The 20,797-nt window shown below is 41.8% G+C and carries 20 protein-coding genes; 4 read left to right on the top strand and 16 right to left on the bottom strand.

Annotation, left to right across the window (positions count from 1 at the left end; all coding sequences use genetic code 11):
- Window positions 1-71 precede the first annotated feature (71 nt).
- Window positions 72-980: a cation diffusion facilitator family transporter gene (locus tag ABKW31_RS05105; protein WP_348615144.1), complete on the top strand. Its 909-nt coding sequence runs from the start codon at window positions 72-74 to the stop codon at window positions 978-980.
- Window positions 981-1,034: 54 nt separating this feature from the next.
- Here the strand turns inward: ABKW31_RS05105 and arsB are convergent, their stop codons facing one another.
- The 6 genes from arsB to ABKW31_RS05075 all read right to left on the bottom strand — a co-directional run bounded on the left by arsB (window position 1,035) and on the right by ABKW31_RS05075 (window position 6,793).
- Window positions 1,035-2,051, bottom strand: coding sequence for an ACR3 family arsenite efflux transporter (arsB, locus tag ABKW31_RS05100; RefSeq protein ID WP_348615143.1), 1,017 nt, complete (start codon window positions 2,049-2,051; stop codon window positions 1,035-1,037).
- A gap of 10 nt (window positions 2,052-2,061) precedes the next feature.
- On the bottom strand, window positions 2,062-2,781 hold the full coding sequence (gene arsH, locus ABKW31_RS05095) for an arsenical resistance protein ArsH (protein ID WP_348615141.1): 720 nt from the start codon (window positions 2,779-2,781) through the stop codon (window positions 2,062-2,064).
- Window positions 2,781-3,251, bottom strand: coding sequence for an arsenate reductase ArsC (locus ABKW31_RS05090; protein WP_348615207.1), 471 nt, complete (start codon window positions 3,249-3,251; stop codon window positions 2,781-2,783). The genes arsH and ABKW31_RS05090 overlap by 1 nt, the downstream gene beginning before the upstream one ends.
- Before the next feature lie 28 nt (window positions 3,252-3,279).
- On the bottom strand, window positions 3,280-3,615 hold the full coding sequence (locus ABKW31_RS05085; protein WP_348615140.1) for a metalloregulator ArsR/SmtB family transcription factor: 336 nt from the start codon (window positions 3,613-3,615) through the stop codon (window positions 3,280-3,282).
- A gap of 97 nt (window positions 3,616-3,712) precedes the next feature.
- Window positions 3,713-5,953, bottom strand: a complete 2,241-nt coding sequence (recQ, locus tag ABKW31_RS05080; RefSeq protein ID WP_348615138.1) for a DNA helicase RecQ — start codon at window positions 5,951-5,953, stop codon at window positions 3,713-3,715.
- Between the two features lie 339 nt (window positions 5,954-6,292).
- The gene (locus ABKW31_RS05075) at window positions 6,293-6,793 is read right to left on the bottom strand and encodes a lactoylglutathione lyase family protein (protein WP_348615137.1); all 501 of its coding nucleotides are present in this window, start codon (window positions 6,791-6,793) and stop codon (window positions 6,293-6,295) included.
- Between the two features lie 155 nt (window positions 6,794-6,948).
- Here ABKW31_RS05075 and ABKW31_RS05070 point away from each other — a divergent pair, with 155 nt between their 5' ends.
- From ABKW31_RS05070 to ABKW31_RS05060, 3 genes are all read left to right on the top strand, one after another.
- Window positions 6,949-7,839: a LysR family transcriptional regulator gene (locus tag ABKW31_RS05070; protein WP_348615136.1), complete on the top strand. Its 891-nt coding sequence runs from the start codon at window positions 6,949-6,951 to the stop codon at window positions 7,837-7,839.
- Window positions 7,840-8,031: 192 nt separating this feature from the next.
- Window positions 8,032-10,023 (top strand): S9 family peptidase, encoded by a 1,992-nt coding sequence (locus ABKW31_RS05065; RefSeq protein WP_348615135.1) that lies wholly within the window; start codon window positions 8,032-8,034, stop codon window positions 10,021-10,023.
- Window positions 10,024-10,460: 437 nt separating this feature from the next.
- On the top strand, window positions 10,461-11,060 hold the full coding sequence (locus ABKW31_RS05060; protein ID WP_348615134.1) for a Yip1 family protein: 600 nt from the start codon (window positions 10,461-10,463) through the stop codon (window positions 11,058-11,060).
- 61 nt (window positions 11,061-11,121) lie between these two features.
- Here ABKW31_RS05060 and purF read toward each other — a convergent pair whose 3' ends face one another.
- The 10 genes from purF to ABKW31_RS05010 form a co-directional block, all read right to left on the bottom strand.
- A complete protein-coding gene (purF, locus tag ABKW31_RS05055) occupies window positions 11,122-12,639 on the bottom strand; it encodes an amidophosphoribosyltransferase (RefSeq protein ID WP_348615133.1) in 1,518 nt (505 codons plus the stop codon).
- A gap of 14 nt (window positions 12,640-12,653) precedes the next feature.
- Window positions 12,654-13,142, bottom strand: coding sequence for a CvpA family protein (locus tag ABKW31_RS05050; RefSeq protein ID WP_348615132.1), 489 nt, complete (start codon window positions 13,140-13,142; stop codon window positions 12,654-12,656).
- Window positions 13,143-13,293: 151 nt separating this feature from the next.
- Window positions 13,294-13,920: an SPOR domain-containing protein gene (locus ABKW31_RS05045; protein WP_348615131.1), complete on the bottom strand. Its 627-nt coding sequence runs from the start codon at window positions 13,918-13,920 to the stop codon at window positions 13,294-13,296.
- A gap of 1 nt (window position 13,921) precedes the next feature.
- Complete coding sequence (gene folC / locus ABKW31_RS05040) at window positions 13,922-15,193, bottom strand: bifunctional tetrahydrofolate synthase/dihydrofolate synthase (protein WP_348615130.1); 1,272 nt, start codon at window positions 15,191-15,193, stop codon at window positions 13,922-13,924.
- The gene (accD, locus tag ABKW31_RS05035) at window positions 15,193-16,041 is read right to left on the bottom strand and encodes an acetyl-CoA carboxylase, carboxyltransferase subunit beta (protein ID WP_348615129.1); all 849 of its coding nucleotides are present in this window, start codon (window positions 16,039-16,041) and stop codon (window positions 15,193-15,195) included. The genes folC and accD overlap by 1 nt, the downstream gene beginning before the upstream one ends.
- 142 nt (window positions 16,042-16,183) lie before the next feature.
- The gene (gene truA, locus ABKW31_RS05030) at window positions 16,184-16,969 is read right to left on the bottom strand and encodes a tRNA pseudouridine(38-40) synthase TruA (RefSeq protein WP_348615128.1); all 786 of its coding nucleotides are present in this window, start codon (window positions 16,967-16,969) and stop codon (window positions 16,184-16,186) included.
- Between the two features lie 99 nt (window positions 16,970-17,068).
- Window positions 17,069-18,415: a sigma 54-interacting transcriptional regulator gene (locus ABKW31_RS05025; RefSeq protein ID WP_348615127.1), complete on the bottom strand. Its 1,347-nt coding sequence runs from the start codon at window positions 18,413-18,415 to the stop codon at window positions 17,069-17,071.
- Window positions 18,412-18,999 (bottom strand): hypothetical protein, encoded by a 588-nt coding sequence (locus tag ABKW31_RS05020; RefSeq protein ID WP_348615126.1) that lies wholly within the window; start codon window positions 18,997-18,999, stop codon window positions 18,412-18,414. Before ABKW31_RS05020 ends, ABKW31_RS05025 begins: the two co-directional genes overlap by 4 nt.
- Window positions 18,996-20,417 carry a HAMP domain-containing sensor histidine kinase gene (locus ABKW31_RS05015; RefSeq protein WP_348615206.1) on the bottom strand — a complete coding sequence of 474 codons (1,422 nt, stop codon included), beginning with the start codon at window positions 20,415-20,417 and terminating at the stop codon, window positions 18,996-18,998. The genes ABKW31_RS05020 and ABKW31_RS05015 overlap by 4 nt, the downstream gene beginning before the upstream one ends.
- Before the next feature lie 80 nt (window positions 20,418-20,497).
- Window positions 20,498-20,695, bottom strand: coding sequence for a hypothetical protein (locus tag ABKW31_RS05010; RefSeq protein ID WP_348615125.1), 198 nt, complete (start codon window positions 20,693-20,695; stop codon window positions 20,498-20,500).
- Window positions 20,696-20,797 lie beyond the last annotated feature (102 nt).

Raw genomic sequence — 20,797 nt, 5'->3', positions numbered from 1 at the left:
GTTGACGGCAGATACAACTAAACCCATGCTTGTATTGATGCAAAACTACGCCACCAGCCAGAGAATAAAACATGCATAACCACAGTCACGGCCACAGTCATCACCATCACGGTAGTGGCTCTAGCGCCTCTAAACGAATTGGCTGGGCGTTTTTTCTCAATGTCATGTTTACCATCATCGAATTTATTGGTGGATGGCTGACCAACAGCACCGCGATTATGGCTGATGCGGTGCATGATTTGGGCGATAGTTTGTCGATTGGCACCGCATGGGTGCTCAATAAAATCAGTGATAAAGAGGCTAATAGTACTTTTTCTTATGGCTTTAAACGCTTTTCATTATTGGGTGCGTTGATTAACGGCTTAGTGCTCACAGTAGGCTCAATCTGGATTTTATTTGAAGCCATTCCTAGACTCGCTGCCCCAGAGATGCCGCAGGCTGAAGGTATGTTGCTGTTATCAATATTTGGCATCGCGGTAAACGGGTTTGCGGCCTACAAGTTAAGTGATGGCGACTCATTAAATGAACGTGTCCTCAACTGGCACTTACTTGAAGATGTGCTTGGCTGGGTTGCGGTTTTAATTGTCTCGATTGTCTTGATGTTTAAACCTTGGCCCATACTCGATCCGATATTGTCTATTGGTTTTACCCTGTTTATTTTATTTAACGTGGCGCGTAATTTAAAAGAAACCATATTCCTATTTTTGCAAGCCACGCCTGATGAAGCGCAAGTTAAAGAAGTGAGAAACCTGCTTTTATCTAAACCGGAAGTGAGCGAAATTCATCATTTTCACATTTGGTCATTAGACGGGGCGAACAGTGTTATGACAGTGCACTTAGTCTTAGCTGGTGAGCTTAGCGTTGCACAAATAAAAAACCTTAAACAGCAGTTGCAAGAATCACTGGCCACATTTGAATTTGTGCATACGACTATTGAATTAGAGTTTGCTGATGAACAATGCCGAGATAAAGGCGTTTAAATCTCGTAGAAAACTGAGGGTTTAAACGCCACCAGATAGCTTCTAAGGGTTAGTCTATACAAACCAATGCCGAGTACGATTGGCAAACCATACTAGCGACAACATAACAGGTACTTCTACCAGCACACCGACTACCGTTGCCAGCGCCGCACCTGAGTGTAAACCAAACAGTGAAATTGCCACCGCGACGGCTAATTCGAAAAAGTTAGATGTGCCAATCATACACGCGGGCGCGGCAATATTGTGCGGTAGCTTCATCCGCTTGGCTAACCAATAGGCGATGGCAAATATACCGTAGGTTTGAATCAGCAAAGGAATGGCAATAAGCACTATGGCTTCGGGTTTAGATAATATAGTGTCTGCTTGAAAGCCAAACAACAACGTCACAGTTGCTAATAAACCCACGATTGACCAAGGCTTCATGGTGCGAAGAAATTTATCGACCTTCGAGTGGTCATCGCCGTTGTCGAGTTTTTTACGGGTCAGTGCCCCTGCAATAAGTGGCACCAAAACATAGAGTACAACTGACAACAAAAGTGTGTCCCAAGGCACTGTGATATCAGTCACGCCAAGTAATAAACCCGCGATGGGCGCGAAAGCAAAAATCATGATGATATCGTTAATCGACACTTGCACTAATGTGTAATTGGCATCACCTTTGGTCATTTGACTCCAAACAAATACCATAGCTGTGCAAGGTGCAACGCCAAGTAATATCATCCCCGCGATGTATTCCGTTGCCGTTGCAGGGTCAACCCAATCAGCAAACAAGACTTTAAAAAATAACCAACCGAGGAAGGCCATAGTAAAGGGTTTTATTAACCAATTTATCACCAAGGTTAGTACTAAACCTTTGGGCTTTTTACCAACGTCTTTTATAGATGAAAAATCAATCTGCACCATCATTGGATAAATCATTAACCAAATCAGGACAGCAATAACAATATTAACCTGGGCGAATTCAAGTTCTGCAATAATAGCAAAAGCATCAGGTGTCAGGGTCCCTGCAATAATGCCCACAATAATGGCCAGCCCTACCCAAACGGACAAATAACGCTCAAACAATCCCATGATATGCTCCTTAAAGTGACTTTTGATTTACGCGCTGACTCACTTGCTCTGCGGTTTCAACCCGCTCAGAGTAACGATCAACCAAGTAGTCTTTATTGTCACGCAGTAGTAAAGTGAACTTCATCAACTCTTCCATCACATCCACAATGCGGTTGTAATACGGTGAGGGTTTCATGCGCCCGTTCTCTTCAAACTCTAAAAACGCTTTGGCAACCGACGATTGATTAGGGATAGTTACCATTCTCATCCATCGGCCTAAAATCCGCATTTGGTTCACCGCATTGAATGATTGAGAGCCACCGCATACTTGCATAATGGCGAGGGTTTTACCCTGTGTCGGCCTAACGCCTCCTACACTTAAGGGCACCCAATCAATTTGACTTTTTAAAATGCCCGTCATCGCGCCATGGCGCTCTGGTGAACACCAAACCTGCCCTTCAGACCAAATCATTAGCTCGCGTAATTCTTTTACTTTGGGGTGTGACTCGTCTTCGCTATCCGGTTGGGGCAAGCCTGTGGGATTAAAAATACGTGTTTCTGCGCCAAAGGCATCAAGCAGGCGGGCACTCTCTTCTATTGCTAGGCGACTAAATGAGCGCTCTCTTAATGAGCCGTATAGTAACAATATTCGCGGTTTATGAACTGACGGAGCGCTCTGCAAATCAGCCTTACTTGGAATAATAAAAACGCTGTTTTCAATATTGTCTAAGCTTGGGTTTTGTTCAGGCATTAGTGAGCACCCAAAGCAGCAAGTGCCGCTTTAAGCTCAGTTTTATCTAGGCCTTTTGCTGCAAGGGCTTTTAGCTGGTTTACCCGAACAACTATTTGCTCAATACAAGCCAAAAATGCCTGTTCTATGGCGGCATCATCACCCGCTACTTTTGATGGATCGCTCAAGCCCCAATGCACTTTTAGGCTATCATCAAAATATAAAGGGCAGGTTTCGCCTGCGGCAGAGTCACACACAGTGACAACGACATCAGGATGAAAATCTGCAAAGTCATGCCAGGATTGACTTTGTAAGTCTTCAATCGCGTAACCTGTTTGAGCAAGGTACTTAAGCGACAAGGGATGCACCACACCAGCCGGCTGACTACCCGCACTTTTTGCCTCAATAACATCACCTGCAATACTGTTGGTTATCGCTTCAGATAAAATACTTCTGCATCTATTGTGGGTACAAATATAGAGAATTTTCATGGTTGCTTGCATACGACGTGGCCTTTAATTAACAACAAGAGTTGGTTGAAGATTGCGATGCAATCAATTTTTTTAATGGGGAACTAAAATAATTATCGTTATGTGCAGCTGCGCTGAGAATAACCTCTCGCGCCCACTGCGGTAGCGCGGGATGTAGCTTGTAGTACACCCATTTACCGCGTCTTTCGTCCGCTAAAATACCGCACTTGCGCAGCTGAGCTAAATGACGAGAAGTTTTAGGTTGATCAAGTTCAAGGGCCTCCATTAGATCGCAAACACAAGCTTCATTAATTTTAGCAATTAAAAGCAGTGATTTTAATCGAGTATCATCAGCGAGACATTTGAAAAAAGTACAAGGATCCATAATTGATACATGTGAAATAAAACATATGTGAAATTTCGCATGTAATATATTTTTGGTCAATCACTATTTTTAGCAAGTGCTAAGTTTTAAAGTAAAACTAAGCAGATAAACCCTGTAAATAAAACACCCTTAATAAGTGTAATTGCTCGTAACTCACTTGCTCATTTAAAGCATCAAAGACAGGTTTTAAACGTTCAGTTCCAAGTTCGGCAAAGGTTGTGAGCCCCTTGTTTAATAATTCAGGGGCTAAGTTCATTGCTTCAATAAGCCTTTCAGGATGCTCAAACTTATAGCCTAAACTTGCAAATTTATGTAGGTGTCCATAGACAGTATTGTGTTTAACTTTATTTTGTTGGGCCAAGGCCAGCACCGAATACCCTTGGTCAAATAAGCTCGCTATCTCTTTACTTTTTGCACTCAATGCAATTGTTGAGGTTTTAGTTGAAGTACTTGCTCCGCTGGCATTATTAGTGACTTCAGCAAGGCTATTTAGAACACAAAAATCAGCGATCATCTTAATAAATTGCTCGCCGTATTTAGTGAATTTAGCTTGACCTACGCCATGAATTTTTAACAAACTCATTGAAGATTGTGGCAAGTAATGCGCCATTTCTTGTAAGGATTTATCTGGGAAAATAGCATAAGGCGGCACCCCTGCCTGATCAGCAAGATGTTTACGCTGCGTTTTTAAAATTGCAAATAAGTCTGAATTAAAGTCTATTGTGGCTGGAGAGTGCGATGATTTACTCGCTGCAGTGCTTTGTTGCTGTAATAAGGCATAAAACGGTGCACTACCCTTTAACACATCACCCGCTTTAGCCGTTAACTTTAAGCCACCAAACTGTTCATCTTGTTGCAGTAAGCCTTTTTGAATCAGTTGACGGGACAAGGTCATCCATTGTTTTTTGCTAAATTCGTTGCCTATATTGTAGGTAGATAACAAGTTATGCTGATTTTGCAGTACTTTTTCCGCATTAGAGCCGCGCAATACATCTACTACATAACCCGCGCCAAAACGTTGACCGGTGCGATGTACACAAGATAAGAACTTTTGCGCGGGTACGGTTAAGTCAGACTTTTCTTGGTTTTCGTTGAGGCAGTTGTCGCACTTAACACAGCTTTGAGGCACATGGGGCTCGCCAAAATACGAGAGTAAGGGAATGCGCCTGCAATCCTCGGTTTCTGCTAAAGCTAGCATCTGGTTAAGATGCATAGAGGCTAAACGCTTTTCTTGTTCGTTGACCATTTGATCAATAAAATAGCGGGACTTACCCGTATCGCCATAACTGAATAACAGCAAGCAATCTGCATCTAAGCCGTCCCGTCCAGCACGCCCTATTTGCTGGTAATATCCTTCAATATTTTTGGGCAAATCATAATGGATAACATAGCGTACATCAGGTTTATTAATGCCCATGCCAAAGGCGATAGTGGCAACAATAATATCCACATCATCCCGTACAAACTTGTCTTGATATTCAGCGCGTTTTTTACTCTGTAGGCCGGCATGATAAGGCAAGGCCGAATAGCCATCGGCTTGCAGTTTGGCGGTCAGCTCATCCACACTGGCGCGCGACAAGCAATAAATAATGCCTGATTGGCCTTTGTGGTTATCGATAAACGCTTTGCTTTGGCCATAGGGATTGTCTTTGAGGTTTACTTCAATAAACAAGTTGGGTCGATCAAAGCTGGCGATAAATTCACTTTCATTGGCGATAGCCAACTGGCGCTTAATATCCTCGCGCACGCGTGGTGTAGCAGTGGCCGTTAGAGCAATAATAACCGCTTGCGGAATACGCTCGATTAGCTGTCCAAGTTGACGATATTCAGGCCTAAACTCATGGCCCCATTCTGAAATACAATGGGCTTCATCAATAGCTAGGCAATTAACATTGGCTGCTTGTAATAGATTGAGAACTGACATTTGCAGCGCCGTTTCAGGCGCCAAAAAAAGCAGTTTTATGTCGCCTTGAGAAATCGCTTGCACGTTAGCTTGATATTCATCTGTGCTGAGCGTGCTATTGAGCATACAAGCCGGTATATCTAATTCAACTAACTGCCTTACTTGGTCTTGCATGAGCGAAATGAGCGGCGATATACACACGCTTAGGCCATCAAACACCAGTGCCGGTATTTGATAACATAAAGACTTTCCACCGCCTGTAGGCATAATCGCCAAGGTATTTTTTTGACCCAGTACATTTTCAATAATGGCTTGCTGAGACTCGCGAAATTGCGCAAATCCAAATACCTTATTTAATAGTTGGGTGGCATGATTAAGCGGCGTTTCAGTTAATTCAGACTGAGACATAGAATTTGCATCTAGATTGTTTGACATGAGCTTGCACTGACTATCCATTATGGTTAAGGAGGGAAATTGAAACTATTTTCACTCCTTTGAAAATCGACAGTTATAACTTTACTCGATTATGCTCAAAAAACAATAAAACGCAGGCCAAACTGCAATGGGTTTAACCGGCCTTTTTAATTCTGCATAGTAAGCGCAGAATGAAATTTCTAGTTCACTGTCGCCTATTTGCCGAGATTTATCTTAACTTAGCTAACATGACATATTTTTTAAACAGAATTAAACGAATGATACCAAGCTGAAATATCGCCCGATTGACCTTGATCAACCGGGCGATATCGAATAACGCTGAAGCTAAATAATTTAGGTTTAATAAGCACCCGCAGCATAAGTTAATTCATAACTGTGGCTATAAATTTCTAGAATGTTACCAAAGGGGTCTTCCATGTAAATCATGCGGTAAGGCTTCTCACCTGGATAATAATATCGTGGTTTAGCCATACGTTTTTTACCACCAGCGGCCACAATTGCATCTGCCAGTTCTTCAAGATTCGGATCTTGCACACAAAAATGAAAGACGCCCGTTTTCCAATATTCAAAGTTATCTTCTGGGTCTTTCTGGTTGGCAAATTCGAATATTTCCACACCGACTCTGTCACCAGTAGAAAGATGCGCTATCTTAAATTTTTTCCAATTTGCACCAAAAACATCAGTGCACATTTCACCTATGGGGCTATCGTCTTCGACAATTTCAGTGGGCTGCATAATCAGATACCAACCCAGTACTTGGGTGTAAAACTCAACGGCTTTTTCTACATCTGGAACAGAAATACCTATGTGCGAAAACGTTCGTGGATATGGGGTTGTCATAATGTCGCTCCTAAATAATGAATCTAAATTACCACTAATAATGCGATATAAAATCGCCTGAGTGATGGATATGAATCAATCCAGTGACGCTACTGTACGCCCTATGATAAAGTATAAAAAATTATGAGTTAAAATATAAATGAGTACATTTTATAATGATTAATTCCACTTGGTTAAAAACCTTTTGCACCTTGGTCGACTTGGGTCACTTTACCCAAACGGCACATGCTTTATTTATGACGCAATCGGGCGTTAGCCAACAAATCAAAAAGCTTGAACAGCAATTAGCCACTCCACTGCTGATCCGTGAAGGAAAATCATTCACCTTAACGGATGCGGGCATGCAGCTTCATCGCGACGGTTGGAAGCTACTGCAAGCCACAGAATTACTTGAGCAAAATATAAAACAAGACGAGCCGTTCAGTGGGCGAGTACGGATCGCCACACCGGGCAGTGTGGGCCTAACTTTGTATCCATTTTTACTCGACTTGCAACAGCAACACCCGCAACTTAGCGTGCGGCATTCGTTTGCACCGAATAAAAGTATTGAACGAGATGTGAGTCAGCGACATTTTGATCTAGGCATCATGACCCAAGCCAGCGCGTCTTCTGAGGTAATAACTGAGGCTATCGCCCAAGAAGCACTGGTGTTAGTCACTGATACAAGCATTGAAGAAATAAATTGGCAGGTACTACAACAACTGGGTTTTATATCTCACCCTGATGGACATCATCATTGCCAGGCTCTTCTAAGCCCAAATTTTGCTCAATTCGAACACCCTAGTCAATTTCAAGAGAAAGGCTTTTCTAATCAAATAAGTCTTATTTTAGAGCCCGTATGCAGAGGTTTTGGCTTTAGTATTTTGCCCCTGCATGCAGCCAAAGCCTTTCACAATCAAGCCAGAATTCGTATTCATGCCTTAAACCATCCGGTTAGTGAAACCCTATACCTGTGTCGTCACACTCAGGTGAGGCAAAGCCAACGCGTGCGCTACGTCACCGAGCAGATTAAAACCTTGTTGCAAACTGATAGGTGCCTCGCTTAACCACTAAGTATAATTCTGATAATCGCGATCTTGCTCATTACATCACCTAAACGGCAAAAAAGTACACATATCGTAGAATTGCATGAGTAAACAAATGGCAGCAGTTGATGACGTAATCCGCACTCAATAGACATGCTTGAGCTTAATCTCTACACTGTTTTTTCTGCCATGATTTAAACAGGTCGCCTTTGAATGAATGTCAAAATAATCATCATTTCAATTTTTTTAATTATTGTCGCTTACTTAGTATTTAAGCCTTACTCTGAGGTACCAGAATCCATGAATAGCAGCACATCAGCCTATGGAGCTTGGCAATCACCTATCACTGCGGCGAGTATTTTTGAAGCCTCAGATAATATTTCCTATCTTACGGTTGCAAACAATCAACTTTATTTTGTCGAGTCACAAGCATCTGCTAATGGCAAAAATGTATTGGTTAAACTCGATGAAGGAAATACAGCCGTCCCACTAACCTCAAGTGAAGTGAGTGTTAGATCCCGTGTGCATGAATACGGCGGACATCCTTATGTAGTGGATGGAGATGACATTTATTATTCTCAGTTCACCGATCAGAAAATATACCGCATCTCACAAAACAGTAGTCCTGAAGCCATTACGAGAGAAGGCTTGCGCTATATGGAATGTATTGCAGATCAAAAAAATAAAAGACTTATTTGTGTCAGAGAGGATCACCGCGGTATTGGTGAGCCTATTAATACCCTTGTGGCGATTAGCCTAAGCGGAACAAAGCAAGAAACAATACTATTCGCAGGCAGCGATTTTGTTAGCGCGCCGAATTTATCGCCAGATGGTAACTCAGTGGCATTTATTACTTGGTCGCATCCCAATATGCCATGGGATGATACGCAATTACGGGTAATAAACTTCAACCAAGATGCTTCAGTCGAAGCCGTCATTGAAGTCCCACAAAGTGGCAATGTTGCGATTAGAAGCCCTCACTATGCCAAAGATGCGACCCTTTATTTTATCGCTGACTTTGACAACTGGTGGACGCTCTATCGCGTCGATAAGCTATCTAAGCAAGTAAAAAAAGTACTGGATCAAGAAATTGAAATAAACAGTTATGGCATTGAAGATAACAATTCCGCCGTTATCGCCTACACCAAAGAGGGAGTTGACCACATCGCGAGGCTTAACTTAGCAAGCGGCGAAATGAGCACTATCGGTGATACATTTTCATCAGCCGATTCAATCTCGATAGCCAGTGATAGGGTTTATTTTAGAGCATCGACGCCCAGTTCTGGGAATGCTATTTATCAATTAAAGGGTGATAGTTATGAAAAAATTTATCAAGCTAGCGGGCCTGTTATCGCAGCAGATTTTCTTTCTGTACCCCAGCCAATTGAGTTCCCTACTGGCAGTAATGAAATAGCCTATGGCTTTTACTATCCACCGCAAAATAGTCATTACCTTGGTGCAAAAGGTACCCTGCCCCCACTGATTGTTAAAGTGCATGGGGGCCCAGTCGGTGCTACTGATTCGAGTTTAAATCCAGGCATTCAATTTTGGACAAGTCGTGGGTTTGCTGTATTTGATGTCAACCATAGAGGCAGCACCGGCTATGGCAGAGCATTTAGGAAGAAACTCTATCCTAATTGGGGAATTGTAGATGTAGAAGACGCGTCAAATGGCGTTAAATGGCTGGCGGCTGAGGGTTTAATCGATGCCGATAAAGTGGCGATTCGAGGCGGCAGTGCCGGTGGTTATACCACGCTGGCGGCTTTAGCTTTTCAACGTGTTTTTAAGGCTGGCACCAGTTATTATGGGATCAGCGATTTAGGTGTGTTAGCCGGCGATACCCATAAATTTGAATCACGCTACCTTGATCAACTTATTGGCCCCTACCCTGAAATGAAAAGCGTTTATGATCAGCGTTCACCGATTAACAGTGTGCAAAATATAACAGCCCCCTTGCTGTTACTCCAAGGACTGGATGATAAGGTCGTGCCACCGAATCAATCTGAATTAATATTTAAGGCCTTAAAAGAAAATTGTATCGATACTGCCTATATTACTTTTGAAGGTGAAGGACATGGTTTTAGGCAACCAGCGAATAATATCAAAGCACTGAATTCGGAGTTAAGTTTCTACGCTCAGGTGTTTGGTTTTGTGCCAGCGGGTAATATTGAAGCGGTGCAACTGATAAAGTGTGAGAATAAATAATCGCGGCATTAATTAATGGCTGATACTACATGAGCTTCAGCACTATCAGACTTTGTTAGACCATATAAAAGAGTCATCACCCAACGGCAATATTCGCTTTTGGTGCCTGCCAGTGATTAATGCAGGGCTTGTATAAGGCTGCATGCCCTTATTTTGAACACAATACTAGCCAGCCTATCCACTAGTGAGTTGGCAGGTTTTTAATAGGCAGCAGCGTTTATATCAAGGGCCTGCAGCAACTAGCAAGCAGTGTTTATCGACATAAAACACTGGCATTGCCGGATCACTACAACTGAAATAATGTAGGATCTGAAACTATTTTAAACAAAACTGTTGACTGCAAAGTTAAGCTAAAACAAACTAGTGTTAATTTCATGTAAATAAATTGTAAGTAACTGGTTTATTTATAATTGTCTTAGCAGTTGGAGAAAAAAATAATGATTCTTAATCACCTATGGGGTCTATATGCCCACCCTAAAGAAGAGTGGCACCTGATCGATAGAAAACATGAAAGTTTTTTTTACAGCTTAAGTCATATCGCGATCATCTCCTTAATCCCCACATTAACCAGCTATTATTCCTCAGCACATTTGGGTTGGAGTATCGGGGTTGGTGATATTATTAAACTGACTCACCAAAGTGCGATGTTGATGAGTATCGGCATGTATTTTGGGCTCATGGTCGGTGTTGTCGCCTTGGCTATCTTAATTCATGAACTAGCAAAAGCTTTTGATGCAGCTCCTACTTATACACAATCCTTAGAACTGGCGGCTTATACTGCCACTCCTTTATTTATGGTGGGCTTTGCTTCTTTATATCCAGTTCTTTGGTTCGTTATGTTAATCGGCTTGGGAGGATTAACCTACTCTATCTATTTACTCTATTCGGGCACCCCTATTTTAATGCACATACCTGAAGAAAAGGGCTTTATTTATGCCAGCTCAGTAGTCACTTGTGGCTTAGTATTATTGGCTATTCTAATGGCGGCGTCGGTCATATTGTGGAGTGCTGGAATGGGACCGGTGTATATGCACTAAATTCATCGAACACAAAAAAGCCGCTAAGATAGCGGCTTTTTTGTGTTAGCAATTAATGCGCTTATCCATTGCTCATATTATGCATTTCTAGATTACTCAATTCAGTTTGCAGACCTGAGGTTTTTGCCCCCTCATTTCTTTGTGTATCAATTCTTTCTAAGTAGGCTTGGTTAACATCACCAGTAATATATTTACCATCAAATACGGATGTTTCAAACTGGGTAATTTGTGGATTTAATTCACTCACTGCATCAACTAAATCTTGTAGATCTTGGAAAATTAAGCCGTCTGCACGAATAAGCTCACTAACCTCGTCAATTTCTCGACCGTAGGCAATCAATTCATTGGCCGATGGCATATCAATGCCATACACATTAGGGAAACGAATCTCTGGTGCCGCTGAAGCAAAATACACTTTTTTAGCCCCTGACTCCCGTGCCATCTCAATGATCTGTTCTGAGGTCGTTCCTCTCACAATAGAGTCATCCACCAACAGTACATTTTTATCTTTGAACTCTGATGAAATAGCATTTAGTTTACGACGCACTGATTTGCGGCGTTGAGTTTGACCCGGCATGATAAAGGTACGACCAATATAACGATTTTTTACAAAACCTTGGCGATAAGGTTTATCTAGTTCAATTGCAATTTGTAGGGCAACATCGGTTGAGGTTTCAGGAATTGGGATGACTACATCAATATCCAGTTCCGACCATTCCCTAGCTATTTTTTTACCCAACTTACGTCCCATATTAACCCTAGAAGCGTAAACAGAAATACCATCAATAAATGAATCTGGACGAGCAAAATAGACAAATTCAAATATACAAGGTGCGTTAATTGCATTTTTTGCACATTGCTGAGTATGTAATTCCCCCGCTTCGGTAATGTATATGGCTTCACCAGGCGCAACGTCTCTGATGAAAGTAAAACCTACCGTGTCCAATGCCACACTTTCTGAAGCAACCATATACTCGTCGCCAAATTCAGTTTTGCGCTTACCTAGAGATAGTGGACGAATACCAAAGGGGTCACGAAAGGCTAACATACCGTTGCCGATAATCGCCGCCACGACCGCATAGGCTCCGCGGATCTTCTGATGAACCGCAGCAACAGCTTTAAATACATCTTCTGGTGTTAAAACTAAGCCCACGGTGTTTTGCAGTTCATGAGCAATAATATTTAACAGTAACTCTGAATCAGAGGTGGTGTTGATATGACGTCTAGAAACTTTAGTCACTTCATCAAAAAGTTCATGGGCGTTAGTTAAATTACCGTTGTGGGCAAAAGCGATACCAAAAGGAGAATTAACGTAAAAGGGTTGTGCTTCAGCTGAACTCGAACTGCCAGCAGTAGGATATCGGACATGACCTATGCCAACTTGTCCGGTTAACCTAAGCATGTGACGGGTGTGGAAAACGTCTTTGACTAAGCCATTGTCCTTACGTAAGTTAAACCGTCCCTTATCCACAGTCACAATACCAGCGGCATCTTGGCCCCTGTGTTGTAATACAGTTAAAGCATCATAAAGCGCTTGATTAACTGGGCTTTTACCAACAATTCCGACTATACCACACATGCAGATTACCTTTTTTAAACGGATTTTATAAAGCTTGAGTTGCCTTGCAAATATTCAAAAAACCACTCAATGATTAAACTAAACTCAGGTACAAGGATAGAGGTTTGCCACCAATCTGAACTTGCTGACGGCGTAAATGTATCTAGGAAAAATAATAAAGCGCTGACTATTAGTACACCTCTTAGCGCACCAAATATGGCCCCTAAGGCTCGGTCAGTACCGCTTAAACCGGTAAATTGTACTAATTGAGCAATCAAATAATTAATTAAGCCCCCTAAGATTAAGGTGCTTACAAATAGAATTGCGATGGCCACGCCGTTGCGTATCATCGGATCAGAAAAATTACTTAGGTAAAGAGCGAGGTCAGCATAAAACTGACTGGCGACAAAAAAAGCGCTGAACCAAATTGCAAGTGAAATTGCCTCTTTGATAAAGCCACGGATAAGGCTGATAATGGTGGAGATTAAAATCACACCTAAAATGGCGAAGTCTATCCAATTCATAAGATTCGTATTTCTTGGCTCTTGAGGCTATGGTTCGTTTTACTGAACGACCAAAGGGCTAAAATCGCGCGCATTCTATCAAATGGACAGGGTAAAATCTTGCTTATTTTTATGTCAATTTATTTAAATAACAACATACCTTAGTACTAAACTATTGAACAGTGAATGGACTGACTCGCCCCTGAAGCGCGGTAATCTCTTTTAAGTGAGGTAATATTTTTTCAAGCTTATCTTTTTGCAATTCAGGACCTACAAATACTTTGGTTAATAAACCAGAGCTGGTTTGCACAGGTCGACTAAAGGCCCTGTAACCACTATTCTCAAGCTTGGTGAGTAGTTCACGCACATTTTTTTGATGCCTAAAGCTACCTAATTGAACTACCCAACCGGCGCTCGCGAGCAATTTAGGTTGTTTGTCGTCGATGACGGTTTCTTGCGCTAAAGAACTGACTTGCACTTCATTTTCTGGTTTATCTACTGGTAATGCCTGCGAGCTCGTTTTACTTGCTGTTGAATCAGCCGCTTTTGCAGTTTCAGTGTCATCATCTATTGCTGTTTCATTAACAATTTCAATTTGACGAGAAGCGCCCTGCTGAACTTTACTAGAATCAAAAGTTTCAGGTGCTAATACTTTCTTAACACTGGGCTTTGAGGGCAATTCCACAAATAAATTTTGTTTAGACTCTTTTTTTCCATCCAACAAATCTGGCAAGAATATCACCGCCACAGCCACTAATATGACTGTGCCGACTAAGCGATTTTGTAATGCAGAAGACACCTTAAGCTGCCTTATACGCAGTTAATACTTCTGCTACAGAGTAAAATGAACCAAAAACCAAAATAAAATCATCCTTTTGTGCTTTTTTGCAGGCTGCAATGAAGGCAGCAGAAACAGATTCAAATTCTAACACCTTTTTTGCTTCGCTTAATACAGAAACTAACTTTTGGGCTGGCGCTCCACGCGGAACACTTAATGACCCACAATACCAATAGTCTACCACTGGCATCAATGGAGCTAGGCTTTGACTAATATCTTTGTCAGCCAGCATGCCCACTACGGCAATTACACGTCGACAGTCAAGCTCGGCTATTTCCTTTGCCAATAATCTGGTTGCATGAGGGTTATGAGCCACATCTAACATAATAGTTGGCTGTTGCTGAATAATCTGCCGCCGACCATGCAAACGCGTATTTTTAAATAACTGTTTAACCAAGTCATGGTGTAATTGTATGCCCAAAAGAGATAAAACCTGAAGAGCTGTTGAGGCATTTTGTGCAGGAATAAACGGTGCAGGAAGTTGGGCCAAATGATAAAGGTCATTGTGCCAAGAAAAAACGCCGTTATTGAGTTCATAATCAAACTCATGACCTTGCCAACTGGCTTTAACAGCATAGTCTTGGGTAGCTTTAATTAGGCTATTAGGTGGTAATGGCTCGCCGATGACAACGGGGATATTAGGACGGAAAACCCCGGCCTTTTCCACTGCAATCGCCTCGCGTGTAGTGCCTAACCATTCTTGATGATCGAGGTCAATACTGGTAATAACGGCGATATTGGCATCAATAATATTGACCGCATCTAATCTGCCCCCCAAACCTACTTCCAACAAAAGATAATCAGAATCGGCTTCAGCCATCAGTTGCAAAGCTTGTAGTGTGCCAAATTCAAAATAAGTGAGTAAAATATCGCCTCTCGCTTGCTCGATTTTAGCAAAGGCAGCACAGTGCTTTGCAGTACTTAACATTTGCCCCTGAACTCTGACTCGCTCGCGATAATCGATTAAGTGTGGAGAGCTAAATACCGAGACTTGTTTGTCGTGTAACAGCAAAGCCTGCTCTATCATCGCGCATGTGGTTCCCTTGCCATTTGTTCCGGCTACGGTTATTACCGTTTTACCACTAAAATCTAATTGTAAAGCGTTAAAGACCTGAGCAACCCTTTCAAGCCCCATTTCAATATTCTTAGGGTGGATTTCGCTAAGATAGCTCAGCCATTGCTCGATGGACCAAGCTGCCTGTTGGGCAGTTTTTTGGAGAATGTCGTTTTGCATTAGTGATGTTGATGGTGCAGATTCGATAAAATGCCGTGCAATCTGTCGCGCATTTCTCGACGATCAATAATGATATCAATAGCACCTTTTTCTAACAAAAATTCACTGCGCTGAAAACCAGCCGGCAGAGTTTCACGCACCGTTTGTTCAATCACGCGCGGTCCGGCGAAACCAATTAATGCTTTCGGTTCGGCAACATTAATATCGCCTAACATGGCTAAACTTGCCGATACCCCGCCCATTGTCGGGTCGGTTAATACAGATATATAAGGTAGACCTTGTTCACTCATTTTTGCTAAAGCAGCACTGGTTTTGGCCATTTGCATTAGCGACAACAAGGCTTCTTGCATACGTGCGCCGCCACTTGTTGAGAAACAAACCAGTGGCATATTGTTTTTCAAACACGCTTCAACAGCAACCACAAACCGGGCCCCTACCACCGAAGCCATAGAACCACCCATAAAAGCGAACTCAAAGGCGGCTGTTACCACTGGCATGCCTTTTAGTTTGCCTTGCATCACCACTAAGGCATCTTTTTCGTTGGTGGCTTTTTGTGCGGCAATTAATCGCTCTTTATAGCGTTTAGAATCCTTAAACTTTAATAAATCTTGCGGTTCTAAATTAGCGCCTAATTCAACCCGATCATTTTGATCTAAAAAACTATTAATACGCACACGAGCACTGATACGCATGTGATGGTTACATTTGGGGCAAACCCCTAACTGTTTTTCTAATTCAGACTTATACAACACCGCATCACATTCACCGCATTTTGTCCAAATACCTTCAGGCACATTACTTTTGGTGGTCGATTTGGTGCGGGTTAATACTTTATCTATCCAACTCATATCTGAATCCTAATTTGCCGAACGCGTTTCTGTGACAATCAGCAGGGGTAATGGTTTAAATTTTTTCTTAGCCTACTGGCTCGTTTGCCCGATATTAAAGCACAACATGCTGTCTTTACGAAAATAAAACTGGTCTTAGAAGTTAGTCAGGTAAGAACAACGGCCCTAAGGGTGTGCGCGGTAAATCAAACTTTTGCGGATAGGTAACATCGACTAAATACAAACCATTGGGTTTAGCCGTAGCGCCCGCCTTAGTCCGGTCTTTTGTCTCGAGCAATGTTTTAAGCCAATCTACTGGCTTATCACCGCTGCCAATTAACAACAAGGAGCCTGTAATATTTCTGACCATATGATGCAAAAACGCATTGGCTTTAACGTCAATAATAACATAGTCCCCAAGGCGAGAAATATTAATGTGGGAGAGGGTTCGAACGGGAGTATTGGCTTGGCAATTTACCGCGCGAAAAGCACTAAAATCCTGTTTACCCACTAAATATTGTGCAGCTTCGTGCATTAACTCATGATCAAGCGGTGCAAAATGAGTCGTCACGCCGCGGGCTAGTATGGCGCTGCGCAACCTACTGTTATGAATAATGTAACGATAGCGGCGTGCGGTGGCAGAAAAACGCGCATGAAAATCATCATTCGTCTCTTTAAACCAGCGAATGCTAACCGTTTCAGGCAGAAAGCCGTTAATGCCTATGGTCCACGCGCTTGGATGGCGCACACTGTCAGTATCAAAATGAATCACCTGACTGGTAGCATGCACTCCAGCATCGGTGCGTCCAGCACAGGTGACCTTAACCGGATGGTTGGCTATTTTACTTAGCCCTTCTTCTACTAACTGTTGAACAGTAATGACAGATTGTTGCCGTTGCCAGCCATAAAAAGCACCTCCGTCATACTCCACACCTAAGGCTATACGCATTACTAATTATACTTCCCACATCGCAAAAGGCCGATATTGTAAGCAAGTTATACTTAAAGACCAGCGGTTTTAGTCAATTGAGCGCTGACGCAATTTAACTCAATCTCGTTTAAAATCACCCGAATGCAAATCATGCTTCTTCATCAACTTATGCATATCGGTACGATTTCGGCCTGCCAGCTCGGCAGCACGAGTAACGTTACCATCTGTCATTTTAAGTAACTTAAGCAAATATTGTTGCTCAAATGCATCGCGAGCTTCGGTTAAAGTAGGCCATTTTTGCTCTGAAGCGGATAATGCCTGTTCAACAAGATGTGATGCGATAACCGATGTTTGAGTTAATGCAACACATTGTTCAACCACATTAACCAATTGCCTAACATTACCCGGCCATAAACAAGTAGTGAGTAACTGCATGGCATCATCTGAAAAACGACTGACTCTGACCTCATGCCGCTCGCCACTTTTCTTCAGCAAATAGCGGGCTAACAGTGGGATATCTTCTGAACGTTCACGCAAACTGGGCAAGGTAATGTTAACCACATTTAAACGGTAATATAGGTCCTCTCTAAAATTCCCCTCTTCCATTTCCGTACTTAGATTTCTATGTGTCGCTGATATTACTCTAACGTTGATGGGTATTTGTTTGCTGCTACCAACAGGTCTAATCATTTGTTCTTGTAAGGCGCGCAGTAATTTCACTTGCAATGAAATAGGCATATCACCAATCTCGTCAAGGAATAAGGTGCCTCCATCTGCTTCCTTAAATAGACCTTGATGTTCATTTACGGCGCCGGTAAACGAGCCCTTCGCATGGCCAAACAACTCACTTTCAAGCAAATTCTCCGGTAAAGCACCACAGTTAATGGCAACAAAGGGTTTATTGGCTCGTTTACTGGCTTTATGAATAGCATTGGCAAGTAATTCTTTACCGGTGCCGCTTGCACCGCTGATAAGCACACTGACGTCACGCTGAGCGACCCGATAAGCCTGATCAAGTAATTGTTCCATATGCAATGAGCGTGTGATGATCTGTTCGCACCACTGGCCTTTTTGCAAGGTCTGCGTTTGGCTCACCGCCTTTTTTAATAATGCTCTTAACTCATCGTGATCAATTGGTTTAGTTAAAAATCCGAAAACGCCTCGTTGAGTTGCTTCTACCGCGTCTTGTATAGTGCCGTGGGCCGTCATTAGGATTACCGGAATATCTTTACCAATAGACATAATTTCTTCAAACAAACTGAGCCCATCTAGTCCAGGCATGCGCAAATCACTTAGTACCACATCAACATTTAAGGTATTCAGCATTCGCAGTGCCTCTTTGCCACTTTCGGCACTTTGCACAGCATAACCTTCACCACGTAATCTGATTGCCATGAGTCGCAACAAACTTTCGTCATCATCAACCAACAATACACTGGGTTGAACTATTTCTTGTTGGCTCATCGTTTATCTCCGTTGTCATTCGCCATAATTGACGCTTCTATTTTCAACAATTGTTCTATTTGACTTTTTTGTTTTTCAATCATTAATTTCTGTTCTTCGTTGGCTTGTGACAAATTGCTATTTAATCTGCCTAATGTGACTAACGCTGATTCTAATTCAAGCAAATCTTGACTAGGTTGATAAACCATAACCCTTAGAAATTGCCTCATCTCAGTGCTCAGCTGAGGTAAGATGCTATCTACCCAACTTTGCGCGCGCAGCCTATCGTTATAAGGTGTTTCTTTACCTTGACTTAACAGGATTTTTTTCAGAAGGGCATTATCATCAGCCCCAAGTTGTTCTATTTCTTTTTTACGTTGTGACCAAGTCAGTTTTTCTAGCGTGCTGCGATAATTTAACCAAAATGCAATATTACAGTTGTGTTCAAACAGAGCTTCATTTGAATCAGACACACAGAAACTGACTGGCTCTTGCTCGATTTCACTATTAAAAACACCTTTTTGTTCCATGTTTTTATTGGGCAATAACTCGCAGCCAGTGAGTGAAGTTAATACCAAAAAACCCAAGCCTAAACGCCATGTCATATACTTTCTCCATTTGTAGGGATAGTCACCCTTACACAAAAATCTGCTTGTTCAATATCAATAATTTCAGCTTTGCCGTGCATCATACGCGCACAATCCGCAACGATAGATAGACCTAATCCAGACCCGACTACCCGATCATTACGTTTGCTGTTACCCCGACTGAAAGGTTGAAATAAAGATTGACGCATCTCTAGTGGTACACGTTGACCACGATTTGCCACTTCTAAAATTTGCACATCTTGCTGACTATACAAGTGCAAAGAAATAGGCCGCCCTTTACTGCCATGGGCCAAAGCATTTGATAATAAATTATCTAATATCCTTCGGATTAGATGGGCATCGGCAAAAATAGTCTCTATGTCAATATTCAGCTCAAGAACGTTGTTATTCTGCTGGATAGCCAAACTGTTGTCGGTAATAAAGTCCTTAAACAACCGCTGAGTATCAATTAACTCAAAAACGGGTTTTGCTTGTTGTAATAATAAATTGTAATCGAGCAACTGTACTATTAATAAATTTAAGCGTTCAGTACTGATGTTAAGCAGCGAAACCACTTCTGCTTGCTGAGGGTTGAGCTGTCCAACTACCTGTTCGCTCAGTAAAGAACAACCTTCTTTAATACTGGCCAATGGTGTCTTAAGTTCATGAGAAGCGTGTCTGAGCAGGGCGTGACGCAAGTTTTCAAGTTGTACCAAGCGTGCCGCTAATTGATGCAACTTGTGTTCTAATACAATCAACTCTTTTGGTCCAGATTTAGAAATAGAGGGTAGGTCACTTTCCTGCTTCGAAATAGCACGAATAACCATCTCCAACTTTTCAACCGGCCTTAGTATGATTCGCGTACCAAAAATAATCAGTAATAATGAAATACCCACTAAAATAATCGTTAACCATACTTGGATTTGTAAGACTGAATTGACATAGTCTTGCTGCGCCAAAATTCGCAAATCTAACATTGATTCTATCTGATCTGATAAATCTGCTAGGTTGACTTTAAATTCTGCCAATTGCGCATCGAGTAATAGTTGGTCCTGATCACCCGCATACAATTCCAGCCATTCAAGCCTCTCTGAGAGATGATTACAACTTTGTTTCTCACTTAATTCACTACATACTAGCACTTGTAATTCGACAAAACGTTCTATGGATTTTTCGGCTAAGTTTTTAAGCGCGACATTGTGTAATACGTTGTACTGTTTAAATAAGCGCTCTATATCAACCGATAAACCTTCCATTTTACTCAGGCGTCTAACAACAGCGACGGAATACTCAGCTTCAGAATTGGCGATTCGCCCCATCTTGCTTAAGGTGAATTGGCTGTATGTCAAAAGCATTAATAAGGGAACTAAAACTAAAATAAAACTCACTACAGTGAGTTGGCGCAAAGAGCCAAGTTGCATTGCCAGTCCAATCATTGATTTCAAAGGAGTGCAGTCTGCATAATAAAAAAAGATCGTACAAGTCGATCTTTATGTTGGAAACGGATCATGCCTTATTAATTACTCGCTACTTGCAGATTATTGTTAATTTTAACAAATTGCTCTAACTCTAACTTGGTGATGAAACCATCAAAATTGCGGTCAATCGAACCAAAAATAGCTAATAAATTCGGATCAGCGACAGATTCTTTAATACTAATCAAACCATCTTGATTTTGGTCCAATTTTTTAATCAAATCTTCATTTGCACTCACTGTAAAACTCAGTAGCAAATTGAAAAAAATTAAAATCCTTAGATAAGTTATATTTTTAGCAAATTGATTTCGCATATTACGTCCTTTTAGCAAATTTACTTG

It is taken from the genome of Paraglaciecola sp. 25GB23A, assembly GCF_040012495.1.
Taxonomy (GTDB): domain Bacteria; phylum Pseudomonadota; class Gammaproteobacteria; order Enterobacterales; family Alteromonadaceae; genus Paraglaciecola.
This window is presented reverse-complemented; position numbering and strand designations above follow the sequence as displayed.

What these genes read in the sequence shown, in the direction of transcription:
- ABKW31_RS05105 (WP_348615144.1), top strand. Translation starts at nt 72, where the DNA reads ATGCATAACCACAGTCACGGCCACAGTCATCACCATCACGGTAGTGGC.
- arsB (WP_348615143.1), bottom strand. Translation starts at nt 2,051, where the DNA reads ATGGGATTGTTTGAGCGTTATTTGTCCGTTTGGGTAGGGCTGGCCATT.
- arsH (WP_348615141.1), bottom strand. Translation starts at nt 2,781, where the DNA reads ATGCCTGAACAAAACCCAAGCTTAGACAATATTGAAAACAGCGTTTTT.
- ABKW31_RS05090 (WP_348615207.1), bottom strand. Translation starts at nt 3,251, where the DNA reads ATGAAAATTCTCTATATTTGTACCCACAATAGATGCAGAAGTATTTTA.
- ABKW31_RS05085 (WP_348615140.1), bottom strand. Translation starts at nt 3,615, where the DNA reads ATGGATCCTTGTACTTTTTTCAAATGTCTCGCTGATGATACTCGATTA.
- recQ (WP_348615138.1), bottom strand. Translation starts at nt 5,953, where the DNA reads ATGTCAAACAATCTAGATGCAAATTCTATGTCTCAGTCTGAATTAACT.
- ABKW31_RS05075 (WP_348615137.1), bottom strand. Translation starts at nt 6,793, where the DNA reads ATGACAACCCCATATCCACGAACGTTTTCGCACATAGGTATTTCTGTT.
- ABKW31_RS05070 (WP_348615136.1), top strand. Translation starts at nt 6,949, where the DNA reads ATGATTAATTCCACTTGGTTAAAAACCTTTTGCACCTTGGTCGACTTG.
- ABKW31_RS05065 (WP_348615135.1), top strand. Translation starts at nt 8,032, where the DNA reads ATGAATGTCAAAATAATCATCATTTCAATTTTTTTAATTATTGTCGCT.
- ABKW31_RS05060 (WP_348615134.1), top strand. Translation starts at nt 10,461, where the DNA reads ATGATTCTTAATCACCTATGGGGTCTATATGCCCACCCTAAAGAAGAG.
- purF (WP_348615133.1), bottom strand. Translation starts at nt 12,639, where the DNA reads ATGTGTGGTATAGTCGGAATTGTTGGTAAAAGCCCAGTTAATCAAGCG.
- ABKW31_RS05050 (WP_348615132.1), bottom strand. Translation starts at nt 13,142, where the DNA reads ATGAATTGGATAGACTTCGCCATTTTAGGTGTGATTTTAATCTCCACC.
- folC (WP_348615130.1), bottom strand. Translation starts at nt 15,193, where the DNA reads ATGCAAAACGACATTCTCCAAAAAACTGCCCAACAGGCAGCTTGGTCC.
- accD (WP_348615129.1), bottom strand. Translation starts at nt 16,041, where the DNA reads ATGAGTTGGATAGATAAAGTATTAACCCGCACCAAATCGACCACCAAA.
- truA (WP_348615128.1), bottom strand. Translation starts at nt 16,969, where the DNA reads ATGCGTATAGCCTTAGGTGTGGAGTATGACGGAGGTGCTTTTTATGGC.
- ABKW31_RS05025 (WP_348615127.1), bottom strand. Translation starts at nt 18,415, where the DNA reads ATGAGCCAACAAGAAATAGTTCAACCCAGTGTATTGTTGGTTGATGAT.
- ABKW31_RS05020 (WP_348615126.1), bottom strand. Translation starts at nt 18,999, where the DNA reads ATGACATGGCGTTTAGGCTTGGGTTTTTTGGTATTAACTTCACTCACT.
- ABKW31_RS05015 (WP_348615206.1), bottom strand. Translation starts at nt 20,417, where the DNA reads ATGATTGGACTGGCAATGCAACTTGGCTCTTTGCGCCAACTCACTGTA.